At 42.3% G+C, this 13,258-nt stretch carries 13 protein-coding genes and 1 tRNA gene; 2 read left to right on the top strand and 12 right to left on the bottom strand.

Annotation, left to right across the window (positions count from 1 at the left end):
* Positions 1 to 50 precede the first annotated feature (50 nt).
* From H9647_RS24185 to H9647_RS24155, 7 genes are all read right to left on the bottom strand, one after another.
* A complete protein-coding gene (locus H9647_RS24185; RefSeq protein WP_191804834.1) occupies positions 51 to 236 on the bottom strand; it encodes a YjfB family protein in 186 nt (61 codons plus the stop codon).
* Positions 237 to 341: 105 nt separating this feature from the next.
* The gene (gene eno / locus H9647_RS24180) at positions 342 to 1,628 is read right to left on the bottom strand and encodes a phosphopyruvate hydratase (protein ID WP_160036728.1); all 1,287 of its coding nucleotides are present in this window, start codon (positions 1,626 to 1,628) and stop codon (positions 342 to 344) included.
* Positions 1,629 to 1,736: 108 nt separating this feature from the next.
* Positions 1,737 to 3,281, bottom strand: a complete 1,545-nt coding sequence (gene gpmI / locus H9647_RS24175) for a 2,3-bisphosphoglycerate-independent phosphoglycerate mutase (RefSeq protein ID WP_191804833.1) — start codon at positions 3,279 to 3,281, stop codon at positions 1,737 to 1,739.
* Between the two features lies 1 nt (position 3,282).
* Complete coding sequence (tpiA, locus tag H9647_RS24170) at positions 3,283 to 4,038, bottom strand: triose-phosphate isomerase (protein ID WP_191804832.1); 756 nt, start codon at positions 4,036 to 4,038, stop codon at positions 3,283 to 3,285.
* 34 nt (positions 4,039 to 4,072) lie between these two features.
* On the bottom strand, positions 4,073 to 5,254 hold the full coding sequence (locus H9647_RS24165; RefSeq protein ID WP_191804831.1) for a phosphoglycerate kinase: 1,182 nt from the start codon (positions 5,252 to 5,254) through the stop codon (positions 4,073 to 4,075).
* Positions 5,255 to 5,501: 247 nt separating this feature from the next.
* Entirely contained in the window at positions 5,502 to 6,506 is a 1,005-nt protein-coding gene (gap, locus tag H9647_RS24160; RefSeq protein ID WP_191804830.1) for a type I glyceraldehyde-3-phosphate dehydrogenase, read from the bottom strand.
* Between the two features lie 98 nt (positions 6,507 to 6,604).
* Positions 6,605 to 7,627, bottom strand: a complete 1,023-nt coding sequence (locus H9647_RS24155) for a sugar-binding transcriptional regulator (RefSeq protein ID WP_191804851.1) — start codon at positions 7,625 to 7,627, stop codon at positions 6,605 to 6,607.
* A gap of 301 nt (positions 7,628 to 7,928) precedes the next feature.
* Here H9647_RS24155 and H9647_RS24150 point away from each other — a divergent pair.
* Positions 7,929 to 8,003: transfer RNA gene (locus H9647_RS24150), tRNA-Arg, on the top strand.
* Between the two features lie 194 nt (positions 8,004 to 8,197).
* Positions 8,198 to 8,794 carry an ATP-dependent Clp endopeptidase proteolytic subunit ClpP gene (gene clpP, locus H9647_RS24145; protein ID WP_191804829.1) on the top strand — a complete coding sequence of 199 codons (597 nt, stop codon included), beginning with the start codon at positions 8,198 to 8,200 and terminating at the stop codon, positions 8,792 to 8,794.
* An 85-nt stretch (positions 8,795 to 8,879) separates the two neighbouring features.
* Here clpP and H9647_RS24140 read toward each other — a convergent pair whose 3' ends face one another.
* The 5 genes from H9647_RS24140 to rapZ all read right to left on the bottom strand — a co-directional run bounded on the left by H9647_RS24140 (position 8,880) and on the right by rapZ (position 13,232).
* Complete coding sequence (locus H9647_RS24140; protein ID WP_191804828.1) at positions 8,880 to 9,650, bottom strand: SIMPL domain-containing protein; 771 nt, start codon at positions 9,648 to 9,650, stop codon at positions 8,880 to 8,882.
* Between the two features lie 170 nt (positions 9,651 to 9,820).
* Positions 9,821 to 10,090 carry an HPr family phosphocarrier protein gene (locus H9647_RS24135; protein WP_160036722.1) on the bottom strand — a complete coding sequence of 90 codons (270 nt, stop codon included), beginning with the start codon at positions 10,088 to 10,090 and terminating at the stop codon, positions 9,821 to 9,823.
* 118 nt (positions 10,091 to 10,208) lie between these two features.
* Entirely contained in the window at positions 10,209 to 11,153 is a 945-nt protein-coding gene (gene whiA / locus H9647_RS24130; RefSeq protein ID WP_191804827.1) for a DNA-binding protein WhiA, read from the bottom strand.
* A gap of 6 nt (positions 11,154 to 11,159) precedes the next feature.
* Complete coding sequence (locus tag H9647_RS24125) at positions 11,160 to 12,125, bottom strand: gluconeogenesis factor YvcK family protein (protein WP_191804848.1); 966 nt, start codon at positions 12,123 to 12,125, stop codon at positions 11,160 to 11,162.
* A gap of 201 nt (positions 12,126 to 12,326) precedes the next feature.
* On the bottom strand, positions 12,327 to 13,232 hold the full coding sequence (gene rapZ, locus H9647_RS24120) for an RNase adapter RapZ (protein WP_191804826.1): 906 nt from the start codon (positions 13,230 to 13,232) through the stop codon (positions 12,327 to 12,329).
* Positions 13,233 to 13,258: the final 26 nt, after the last annotated feature.

The raw sequence follows: 13,258 nt of genomic DNA, 5'->3' as shown, positions 1-13,258 counted from the left end.
TGATAAACAGTATTCCTATTGTATCATACAGGAGATGGAATTAGCAATCATTAAACCTTGATATCAATCATACTCCCTGATGTTGGATGGGGAGCCGGTGCAGCTGAATTCAACATTTGCACCATTTGCTGACCGTTCATTTCCGTTTGATTCTTTGCCATTCCCATCACTTGCAGCGAAGCAGCCTGCTGAACAGATGCTTGAGACATAGCCATTGATAATGCTGCAATATCCATTATAATCTTCCTCCTTTCCTTCTTTATCTATATATCGGTTACCGAAATAAAAAAAAAGAGCCGATCCATCAGGATCGGCTCTTTAAGAAATAAGCAGTATGCTTATTATTTTTTCAAGTTGTAGAAAGAGTTCAGGCCGTTGTATTGAGCAAGTTCACCCAGTTGGTCTTCGATACGAAGCAATTGGTTGTATTTTGCGATACGGTCTGTACGGGAAGGTGCACCCGTTTTGATTTGTCCTGCATTTGTTGCAACTGCGATGTCCGCAATTGTGCTGTCTTCGGACTCACCGGAACGGTGGGAGATAACAGCTGTGTAACCTGCACGTTTAGCCATTTCGATTGCATCGAAAGTTTCAGTAAGCGTACCGATTTGGTTAACTTTGATAAGGATGGAGTTACCGATTTTTTCATCGATACCTTTTTTCAGGCGCTCAGTGTTTGTAACGAACAAGTCGTCACCAACGAGTTGGATTTTGTCTCCCAATTTTTCAGTGAGGAGTTTCCAACCTTCCCAGTCATCCTCGGAGCAACCATCTTCAATTGTAACGATTGGATATTTTTCAACCCAAGAAGCAAGAAGGTCTACAAACTCAGCAGAAGTGAAGGATTTACCTTCGCCAGCAAGTGTGTATTTACCATCTTTGTAGAACTCAGTAGAAGCAACGTCCATACCAAGAAGAACGTCTTCACCTGGTTTGTATCCTGCTTTTTCGATAGCTTCCATGATTGCGCCAAGAGCGTCTTCGTTGGAAGTAAAGTTAGGAGCGAAACCACCTTCGTCACCTACAGCTGTGTTCAGTCCTTTAGCTTTCAGAACAGATTTCAAGCTGTGGAAGATTTCAGCACCTGTACGAAGAGCTTCTTTGAAAGAAGGAGCACCTACAGGCAGGATCATGAACTCTTGTACGTCAACGTTGTTGTCGGCATGTTCGCCACCGTTAACGATGTTCATCATAGGAACTGGAAGTTGTTTCGCGTTGAATCCACCAAGGTAAACATACAGTGGCAGGTCAAGAGCGTCAGCAGCAGCACGAGCTACAGCCATAGATACTGCAAGAATTGCGTTCGCACCGAATTTAGCTTTGTTTGGAGTACCATCCAAAGAAATCATCAGTTTGTCGATACCAAGCTGATCAAGAGCATCCATACCGATTACTTCTGGAGCGATTTTTTCGTTTACGTTTTTAACAGCGTTCAGAACGCCTTTACCAAGGTAACGATCTTTGTCGCCATCACGAAGTTCAACTGCTTCGTGAGCTCCAGTGGAAGCACCGGATGGAACGATTGCGCGGCCGATTGCGCCGGATTCAAGATAAACCTCAACTTCTACTGTTGGGTTACCACGGGAGTCAAGGACTTCGCGTGCATATACATCAGAAATAATAGTCATGTGTAATAATCTCCTTTTGTTTCGAATCTATTGTTTGGCTAGCTAGGCCTTATATCTCTTATTAAAACAAAGTCAGGCATACAATTGCAAATAAGTTCTTTTAACAGCCTATTTGCGTCTTGAAATGACGGATTTTCCGGTCATTTCCGCTGGTTGCGGTAGTTCCATCAAGTCAAGAATTGTAGGAGCAATGTCTGCAAGAATTCCACCATCACGAAGCTCTACATTTTCAGAAGTAACGATGAAAGGTACTGGGTTTGTTGTATGTGCCGTAAACGGATTTCCGTTTTCGTCAAATACCATATCTGCATTACCATGGTCAGCAGTGATCAGAACCACGCCGCCTTTTGCAAGTACAGCTTCAACAACACGTCCCATGCACTCATCCGTTGCTTCCACCGCACGAATGGTTGGTTCCAGCATACCGGAGTGTCCTACCATATCAGGGTTTGCAAAGTTCAAAATGATTGCATCGTGTTTGTCTGCTTCAATCTCTTTAACGCAAGCGTCAGCTACTTCATATGCACTCATTTCTGGTTTGAGGTCATAAGTTGCAACCTTAGGAGAGTTGATCAGGATACGAGTTTCACCTGGAAGTTCTACATCACGTCCGCCACTGAAGAAGAACGTTACATGCGGATACTTCTCGGTTTCAGCAATACGCAATTGTTTCTTGTTGTTCTGAACCAGTACTTCACCGAGAGTATTATCAAGGTTCTTCGGTGTGTATGCAACGTATCCATCTACTGTTTCACTGAACAGTGTCAAACATACGAAGTGCAGCCCTTGAGGCCATTTATCACCACGATCGAAACCGCGGAAGTCTTGGTTTGTGAATACTTGAGACAATTGAATAGCACGGTCAGGACGGAAGTTCAAGAAGACTACCGAGTCGCCGCTTTCTACAAGCCCGACTGGATTTCCATCATCTTTTACAATTACCGTTGGTTCTACGAACTCATCATAAACTGATTTTTCGTAAGATTCCTTAACCGCAAGCATCGGATCCGTGTATTTAGGTCCATCTCCGTACACGATTGCACGGTAAGATTTCTCAACACGTTCCCAGCGTTTGTCACGGTCCATTGCGTAATAACGACCTTGAACAGTCGCAATTTTACCAATACCCACTTCCTCGATTTTAGCGTTTAACTCCTCAAGGAATTTAATACCGCTATTCGGGGAAACATCACGACCATCGAGGAAAGCATGGATATAAACTTCGTCCATTTCTTCCTTCTTAGCCAGGTCCAGCATGGCAAACATATGCTTAATGTGACTGTGTACTCCACCGTCAGACAAAAGACCATACAAGTGAAGTTTTTTGCCTGTTTGCTTCGCAGCACGTACAGCATTTACAAGTGTTTCATTGTCAAAAAACTCACCATCACGAATGGATTTAGAAATCCGAGTAAGATCTTGATATACGATACGACCTGCACCGATATTCAAGTGTCCTACTTCTGAGTTCCCCATTTGTCCTTCAGGCAATCCAACCGCTTCTCCACTTGCAGTAAGTGTAGTATGCGGATATTTTGCCATATAGCGATCGTAGTTTGGTTTTTTGGCTTGAGCTACCGCGTTACCTACATCGGTGTTTCGAAGTCCGAAACCGTCCATAATGATCAGTGCTACTGGTTTTGGTGCAGTCATCTTACTTCGCCCCCTGAACGAGCGCGATGTAGGATTCAGGTTGAAGGCTTGCTCCGCCAACAAGTGCCCCATCGATATCGCTTTGACCGAGATATTCGGTTACGTTCTCAGGTTTTACACTGCCGCCGTATTGAATACGAACTGCACTTGCAACCTCTTCATTGTATAGATCTTTAATCACGCCGCGAATGTATGCAATAACTTCGTTTGCATCTTGGGAAGTGGAAGATTTACCTGTTCCAATTGCCCAGATTGGCTCATAAGCTACTACTACTTTTGCTGCTTGATCAGCAGCTAGTCCAGCAAATGCAGCTTCCGTTTGCACTTTACATACATCTTTCGTTTGGTCCGCTTCACGCTCTTCCAGTTTCTCACCCACACATACGATTGGAGTAAGACCATGACGGAATGCAGCATGAACTTTTTTGTTTACTGTTTCATCAGTTTCATTAAAGTACTGACGACGCTCAGAGTGCCCAATTACAACGTAATCTACACCCAGATCTTTCAGCATAACGCCGCTGATTTCACCAGTGAATGCACCATTATCTTCGAAATGAAGGTTTTGAGCACCAATTTTAATGTTTGTTCCTTTTACTGCTTCAACCAAAGCTGGAAGATTGGTGAATGGAGCGCAAATTACGCTTTCTACACCCTCTACTTCAGCTTGCCCTTTTACCGCTTCAATAAACGAAGTGGATTCAGGTACGGTTTTGAACATCTTCCAGTTACCTGCGATGATCGGAGTTCTACTCATATCGTACGCTCCTCCTCTTATATCCAATTATTTTTTATTTATCGTTCAATGCCACAACACCAGGAAGCTCTTTACCTTCCATAAATTCGAGGGAAGCACCGCCACCAGTTGAGATGTGGTTCATTTTTTCAGCAAGATGGAATTTCTCAGCTGCTGCTGCAGAATCTCCTCCACCAATGATTGTGTATCCTTCTGTTGATGCACAAGCTTCTGCTACTTCACGAGTACCGTGAGAGAATGGCTCGATTTCAAAAACACCCATTGGTCCGTTCCATACAACCAGTTTGGAATTTTTAATAACTTCAGCATATTTCGCACGAGTTTTTGGTCCAATATCAATACCTTCCCAATCCGCAGGAATTTGATCAATATCAACTGTTCTCGTTTCTGCATCCGCACTAAATTCCTTCGTGATTACGATATCTTCAGGAAGAAGGAAGTTCTTACCTAGTTTCTTCGCTTTTTCGATAAATCCAAGAGCTACATCCAGTTTGGAATCATCAAGCAAAGACTTACCGATTTCATGACCTTGTGCTTTGAAGAACGTATAAGTGAGACCTCCACCGATAAGTACATTGTCAGCAAGGTTAAGCAAGTTATCGATAACATCGATTTTGTCTTTAACTTTAGATCCGCCAATGATTGCAGTGAAAGGACGTTCTGGTGTAGTTAATGCTTTACCAAGAACATCAAGTTCTTTCTCCATCAAAAGACCCGAAACGGCTGGAAGATGATGAGCAATACCTTCTGTCGATGCATGTGCACGGTGAGCAGCACCAAATGCATCATTTACGAAAAGGTCAGCCAGATCAGCAAATTGTTTTGCTAGTTCTGGATCATTTTTCTCTTCTCCAGGGTAGAAACGGACGTTTTCAAGTACAAGAATATCGCCATTGTTCATTTTTTCGATCTCTGCTTTTACTGCGTCTCCAATAGCTTCGTCTGCTTTAGCAACCGGTTTGCCAAGCAGCTCAGATAGACGGTTAGCCGCAGGTGTCAAGCGAAGGGAATCAACAAATTCACCTTTAGGACGACCCATGTGACTTGCAAGAATTACTTTCGCACCTTTTTCTACCAAGTATTTAATAGTTGGAAGTGTTTCACGGATACGAGTATCGTCAGTAATCTTTCCATCTTCGAGCGGTACATTAAAATCGACACGAACAAACACACGTTTTCCTGTTACTTCTACATCACGTACACTTTTTTTGTTCATCTCCACGTTCCTCCTAAGTGCTATCTAAAAAAGATAGCTGATATCTTATGTGTAGTAACCATTAGGCGAAACCCAATAGTCCATTCATTCAAACAGCAATATAGTGCTTTATATCTCTCTATTTATATAGACCGGTTTCTCCGGTTCTCTGGCATTAAAGATAAAAACCATGATGAAGAGGAGAGACATAAATGTTCTCCTCTTCACCTGGATTCACATCAGGCTTATGAAAGCCCTTGTGTTATACTTACAGACCTTTTTTAGCGATGAAAGCAGCAAGGTCAACTACACGGTTGGAGTAACCCCACTCGTTGTCGTACCAAGATACAACTTTAACCATGTTATCGCCAACTACCATAGTGGACAGGCTGTCGATAGTGGAAGAAGCTGGATCGCTGTTGTAGTCGCTGGATACAAGCGGCTCTTCAGAGAAGTTCATGATTCCTTTAAGTGGACCGTTAGCTGCTTCTTTCAAAGCTGCATTTACTTCATCAACAGTTACGTTTTTACCAAGTTCAACAACCAGGTCTGTTACGGATACGTTCTTAGTAGGAACGCGCATAGCCATACCGTTCAGTTTACCTTTCAGTTGTGGCAATACAAGGCTAACTGCTTTTGCTGCACCAGTTGTAGAAGGAATGATGTTCTCAGCAGCTGCACGAGCACGACGAAGGTCTTTGTGCGGCAGGTCAAGTACTTGTTGGTCGTTAGTGTAAGAGTGAACAGTTGTCATCATACCTTTAACGATACCGAAGGACTCGTCAAGAACTTTAGCGAAAGGCGCCAAGCAGTTTGTAGTACAAGAAGCGTTAGAAATTACAGTGTGGTTAGCTGGGTCATATTGCTCTTCGTTAACACCCATAACGATTGTAATATCTTCGTTTGTAGCTGGAGCAGAGATGATAACTTTTTTAGCTCCGCCTTTAAGGTGAGCTTCTGCTTTTTCTTTCGCTGTGAAGATACCAGTGGATTCAACAACGATTTCAACGCCGTGTTGTCCCCAAGGCAAGTTTTCTGGGTTACGCTCAGCAAATACTTTTACTTCTTTGCCGTTAACGATAAGAGCGCCTTCTTTATGTTCAACAGTTGCATCCAGACGACCATGAGTTGTGTCGTATTTAAGCAAGTGAGCCAAAGTGCTTACGTCAGTCAAATCGTTGATTGCTACGATTTCCACTTCGCTGTTGTTTAGTGCTGCGCGGAATACGTTACGTCCAATACGTCCAAAACCGTTAATACCTACTTTAACCATGAGTAAGTTCCTCCCAAGTTTTGCTAAATTTTTATATATTCAAGACAAATCTAAAATAGATTCATCAAGACAACAAGTTTCAAATCTTTCTTACTTCATTATAAATCCTTAACAATTTCCGTAGCTGCCGCCTCATCAATGACAAGTATATCTTCCTGGCCAAAACGAAGCACGGCCTTTATAGAATCTGCCTTGTATTTACCGCCTGCAATGGCGATGACGACATCCGTCCGAGTAATATCCTCAAGACGCATCCCAAGCGTGAGCATGGTATGAACTACTTTTCCTTTATTATTGAAGTAATAACCAAAGGATTCAGCGACAGCACCTTCATCTCTAATCTCTTCGATCGTCTGAGGTGCAAGCTTCCGTCTTTTAGCCATCTCCATCGCTCCGCCGATTCCATGAATTACGATGCGAGCTTTCCGAATCATACCCAGAATTTCTTGAATGTTAGAGTCTTGAACTAGTGATTCATAGGCATGGTTACTTAACAGATCAGGCACATGAAGCAACCTGTATTCTGCCCCAAGCTTCTTAGCCATAGTCGACGCGATCGTATTCGCTTGAAATTCTACACTTTCACCAAGTCCGCCTCTTGCGGGTACAAACCATACTCCGCGCATAGCAGACGATGGAGTTAAGTATTCAGCGACCGAAGCCGTAGTCGATCCACCTGTAACTGCAACAACATCTCCATCATTCATGACACTCAGCAGGGCTCTAGCTCCTGCACGTCCAAGTGAACGTTTGGCATATTCAGAGTTTTCAGAATCACCGGGAACAACGATAACCTTTTGGAGTCCATACGTTTTCTCGATTAACTCTTCCATCTCCGACAGTCCAAATAATTCATTAGCCATAGGTTCTAACATTGCAAGCAACTGCTCGCCGGACTCGCTTATTCTCATGCCCATACTCTCGATCTCAATCAGTCCTTGTGATTTAAGCAAGTCTGTCTCCGATCTGAGTACACGCTCCGTCATATCCAGAGAGTGGGCAAGCGTTCTTCGTCCGATTACATCCGAAATCATGATTTGGCGCAGAATGGTATATCTCTTCTTCATTACGTCCATGAGATCAGGTAGAAGTTGCTTCTGCACTTCTAAAATCGTTCGCATACTTTCCACTTCCGCAAACTCCTTCATTCCGGCCTCTAATATGGACTAAAATTGTCCCGGGGTTAACTTTTTAAGTCCCACGTTTATTTTACCTAAATCTACCCTAGTATGCAAGTGGTCAAAAGTATATTTTGCAAAGGAGCGATCATTTATTCACTCCATTTACCTATAAATAAAATATTCCTTCTGAACGCACTATTAATGTAGTTTGCACATTCTTATGGAACATCAAACACCTCCACTAAACTTTCTTGCATTTTTAATGGCGATCAGATATAATCATTATTGCTGTCACACTTGTGCGCCCGTGGTCCAACGGATATGACGTAGGCCTCCGGAGCCTGAGATCGAGGTTCGATTCCTCGCGGGCGCGCCATAATTTTTAACAGCTTGTTATACACTTAACCGATGAAACCGAATAGGTTTCTTTTTTTATTGAAATAGTTTGACTTTCTTTGACTTTTTGTTTTGATTTGTTTATGATGTGGTTAATACGGAAACAGTAGATATAGATGCTGTTAAACGTCTAAATATAAACTCTAAACCTAAATTCCTAAGGAGGTTTTTCACGTGAGTTACATTCCTATGGTCGTAGAACAAACCAATCGCGGTGAACGCGCTTATGACATTTATTCCAGACTATTGAAAGATCGGATTATTTTTCTGGGAAGCGACGTAAACGATGTAGTAGCCAATTCTATCATCGCTCAAATGTTGTTCCTCACTGCGGAAGATCCGGAAAAAGATATTCACCTATACATTAACAGCCCAGGCGGTTCCATTACAGCGGGTATGGCGATATATGACACCATGCAATTCATCAAACCAGATGTATCGACAATTTGCATGGGTATGGCAGCTTCTATGGGTGCATTCTTGCTCAATGCCGGTGCAAAAGGGAAACGTTTTGCGCTTCCAAACAGCGAAATCATGATTCACCAACCTTTGGGTGGTGCACAAGGTCAAGCAACAGATATTGAAATTCGTGCTCGCCGCATTCTCAAAATGCGTGACAAGCTCAACAAAATCTTGGCTGAACGTACAGGTCAACCGATTGAGCGTATCGAGAAAGACACAGATCGCGATAACTTCATGACTGCAGAAGAAGCTCAAGCTTACGGACTTGTTGATAAAGTTATTTCTTCAACCCCACCGCAAGGAATTTAATATAGAAATTAATAAAGCCGCAGTCCTCTAAGGACTGCGGCTTTTTATTTATGCCCTGCTAAACTGCTTTTCCCTCAATTAAGATCTAGTTAAGTTGATAATGGACCGTAAGTTCTGTAGTCAATTTAATTTCTCCAGTTTCAACCGACGATGCTTTGTCAGCAGTACTGTTTGCTGTTTCTACTCTCATATCATACATCTGCTCGTAGTAACGAACTGGTTCCGCCACATTCCCTTGACTCACACTCAGAACAACTCCCAAACTGCGTCCTGCAACTTTAGCGATGGCTCCTGCTTTCAAATTCGCATTAGACATCGCTTTTTCAATTACGGCCGTTTCGAAAGCATCTCTATTCTCAATCGAAAACTGAATATTGTCGATCTGATTAACACCCACCTTAGCAGCTGAATCCAGCAGTTCTCCGATCTTATCGAGATTACGATAGCTAATTTTTAGTGAATGTGATGCTGTATATCCTTTTAGTTTCCGTCCTTCTTTTTCGCTATATGTGTAATCAGGCTGTACATAAAACTGATTCGTTTGTATGTCTTTGCTTTCCAGCTTCCACGTCTTTTTAAGTAAGTTGGTTAAGTTTTGCATCTTTTTAGCATTTGCCTTTTGAGCTTCAACTGCTGTTTTTCCTTCTGAATTAATACCAATATAAAGATAGGCGATGTCCGGTTTTACCGAAATTTCACCTTTCCCTACAACAGATACTACATTCTGAATCGCCGAGACTTCCTGTGCTTGCGCTATTCCCGCGAAAGAGATAGTTCCTCCGCCCCCACCAATGAGTAAAGTACCTGCGATGACTGCAGCTGCTACAGGCTTTAACCAAACTGATTTCTTTTTCATTTACGATCCTCCTTCTATATTCAAACATCTTCTAATTCAGACATTACACACTGTTAGACGAAATTGTTTTGCATAAAGTTCCATTTCTACTATTTAATTTATGTATTAATCACAACGAAAAAAAGCCCCAATTGGGGCTTTCCGGTATACACATATGAAAACAATGAAATTTATTGGTTTTCCAATTCTTCCTTGCTTACAAGACTAATCAATGCATTTACTGCCTGTTCAGCGTCTGCGCCTTCAGCACTGATGTGAATTTCAGTACCCGTGCTAATTGCAAGGCTCATAATTCCCATGATACTTTTAGCATTCACTTTTTTGTCGTCTTTTTCCACAAAAATTTCGGATGAATACTTATTCGCTTCTTGAACGAATAGAGCAGCTGGTCTGGCATGAAGACCCGTCTTCAAACGGACTACTACCGGGTGTTTTGTCATGAAAACTTACCCCCTCTATAAAAATCTCTACATCAATACTACATAATTATTAACATTATACCATTATAGCATGAATGAAACTAGAAGAAAAAAAGACTTCTTTATGATAAATCTCACACTATATGAGTTGTCCTTTTTCCACTCTAATTTTCTCTGCCATTTCATCAATTTTGCGAAGTCTATGGTTCACGCCTGATTTGCTGACGGTTCCTTTTAGTAATTCCCCAACTTCCTTCAAATTAATATCTGGATTCGCAAGTCTTACTTCTGCTACTTCACGCAGTTTTTCAGGAAGGGTTTCGAGCCCTACTTCCTTATCGAGGAGCTTAATGTTCTCAATCTGACGCACAGCCGCACCGATCGTTTTGTTCAAGTTCGCCGTCTCACAGTTAACAATTCGGTTCACCGAATTTCGCATATCACGCATAATTCGCACATCTTCGAATTTGAATAAAGCTTGGTGAGCACCGATAATGCTAAGCATCTCAATGATTTTTTCGCCCTCTTTGATGTAGAAAATAAAACCTTTTTTCCGCTCAATACAGCGTGCATTCAGATTAAATTCATTGGCAAGATCGACGAGAGCCTGACAATGCTCTTCATACATAGAGGCGATTTCTAAGTGATAAGAAGACCCTTCCGGGTTATTAACAGAGCCCCCCGCCATAAACGCACCTCGCAAATAGGCCCGTTTGCAGCAGTTTTTATGAATGGCATTTGGATTTATTCCTGGCGTAAAGATAAACCCTTCTGATACAATTTCTAATTCATTCAAAATTTCTTGCACACGAACCGGAATTCTTACGATGTATACATTATTCTTTTTAAGCCGCATTTTCTTACGAACCAACAACTCGGTATGCACCTGAAAGTGTTTTTTGAGCAAAGAATAGATTCGCCTTGCAATCGCGGCATTCTCCGTAGAGACGTCTAAAATAACCTTCTTGTTCGACAGCTGGACCGAGCCTAGCATACGAATGAGTGCAGACAACTCTGCCTTCTCACAGCAAGGCTCGCTTTCGATCAGGGTTAATTCTTTTTTGGTCTGTGCCGCAAAGGACAAAGGATCTCACCTCTTTCGAATCATCCAGTTTTGCACTAGCGTGTAAATATGGTGACTTAATTTATTTGCGTCATGCCGTAAGTAAGTCCGGTACATGACAAGTCGATCTGCAATGCATTCATTTGAGTACTTTAGAATCTCTTCAAGATCAAGCTGTACTGGTTTTGCACCTTTTTCTGCATACATTTCCTGAACTGGTTCAGGAATATCGCCATTGTTCACAATGACGTAATCAAATATTTTATGTCCAATATGGGCATCAATGGCTTTCAAATGGTCACCAACAGAATACCCATCGGTTTCTCCAGGCTGTGTCATCACATTACCAATAAAAATCTTGACTGCCTTAGATGATACGACAGCTTCTGCCAATTTAGGCACAAGAAGGTTTGGTAAAATACTGGTATACAAGCTGCCGGGACCAATAATAATCGCGTCTGCCTGTTCAATTGCCTGAATAGCCTCTGGCAACGGCTCCACGTGATCCGGTTCAAGATAAACTCTCTTAATCCGCCCGCCATGTTCTGGGATCTGGGACTCGCCGGTAACGATCGTACCATCTTCCATCTCGGCGCGGAGCACAACGGCTTCCGCCGCAGCTGGCAACACTTGCCCGCGTACAGCAAAAACACGGCTAATCTCTCTCACCGCTGTTACAAAATCACCTGTTATATCTGTCATTCCAGCCAAAATCAAGTTTCCAAGGCTATGACCGGATAATCCACCATTTCCACTAAAACGATAATTAAGCAATTCTGACATCAACGGCTCTACATCAGCAAGCGCTGTGAGCACATTACGGATGTCACCTGGAGGAGGCATCTGCAGTTCATCCCGCAGCATGCCTGAGCTTCCTCCATCGTCAGCAACCGTAACTATTGCCGTGATATCAAGCGGCTTATTTTTTAACCCCCGCAACATGACAGATAGCCCTGTTCCGCCACCCATAACGACAAGATGCGGACGTTTCATTTGTTCTACAGCCACTTCTACCACTTCACCTTCTATAAGAGGTTGCTCAAGGTACGCAATCCGTTATTCCTTTGAAAATGATGATTTAACGAATGCCGTATGAGCGATCCATACATTGTATGTTGTATCCTACGCAGGTGTCATCCCTAAATAAATAAATCCATTTGATTCATGGCCAAACTCTTTATCCATCTACTTCGTTTAGTGATTTCCGCGATCACGATCTGCATCTCTATGGCTCACTACAACGGATTCAGTCTCACTTGTCCCGAGCATTTTACCTAAATACTCAGCAATTGCAACTGACCGGTGTTTACCGCCTGTACATCCAATGCCAATAATGACCTGGCTTTTGCCTTCTTTCCGATACTGAGGAATAAGGAAATGAAGCATATCAAGCAGTTTTGTTAAAAATGCCTGTGTTTCCGGCCACTTCATTACATATTCATATACATCATTATTCTGCCCTGTATTGGGCCGTAGATGCTCAATATAATGTGGATTTGGCAGAAAACGAACATCAAACACCAAATCAGCATCAATGGGAATACCATATTTGAAACCAAATGAAGTAACATTTACGGACAACATATGGCTCTCTAAATGAGAGAACCTTGAAATAATTTTTTCTTTAAGTTGCGCAGGCTTCATGTTACTAGTATCGAGCACCTGTGTAGCAGAGTTCTTTAGTTCTTCTAACATTTTGCGTTCCAGTCTTATACCATCAAGCGGCATTCCCTCTGGTGCAAGCGGATGTCTCCGCCGACTTTCTTTATATCGCTGCACAAGAACACTGTCTTGAGCATCAAGAAACATAATTTCACAATGAATTGTAAATTGATCCTTAATATAATTCAAAGATTCAGACAGGGCAGTGAAAAACTCTCGCCCTCGCAAATCAATGACAAGCGCTACCTTACCAATCTTACCATTAGATTGGACAATAAGTTCTGCAAACTTAGGAATAAGAACGGGAGGCAAATTATCAACACAGAAAAATCCCAGATCTTCCAAACTTTGAACCGCAATGGTCTTACCTGCACCTGACATCCCTGTAATGATAATAAGGGTTGCTACACCTGCTGGTGATTTTTCACCTTCAAACATGATTTTCCCCCCTATCAATTTCAGTT

Source organism: Paenibacillus gallinarum (genome assembly GCF_014836635.1).
Taxonomy (GTDB): domain Bacteria; phylum Bacillota; class Bacilli; order Paenibacillales; family Paenibacillaceae; genus Paenibacillus; species Paenibacillus gallinarum.
This window is presented reverse-complemented; position numbering and strand designations above follow the sequence as displayed.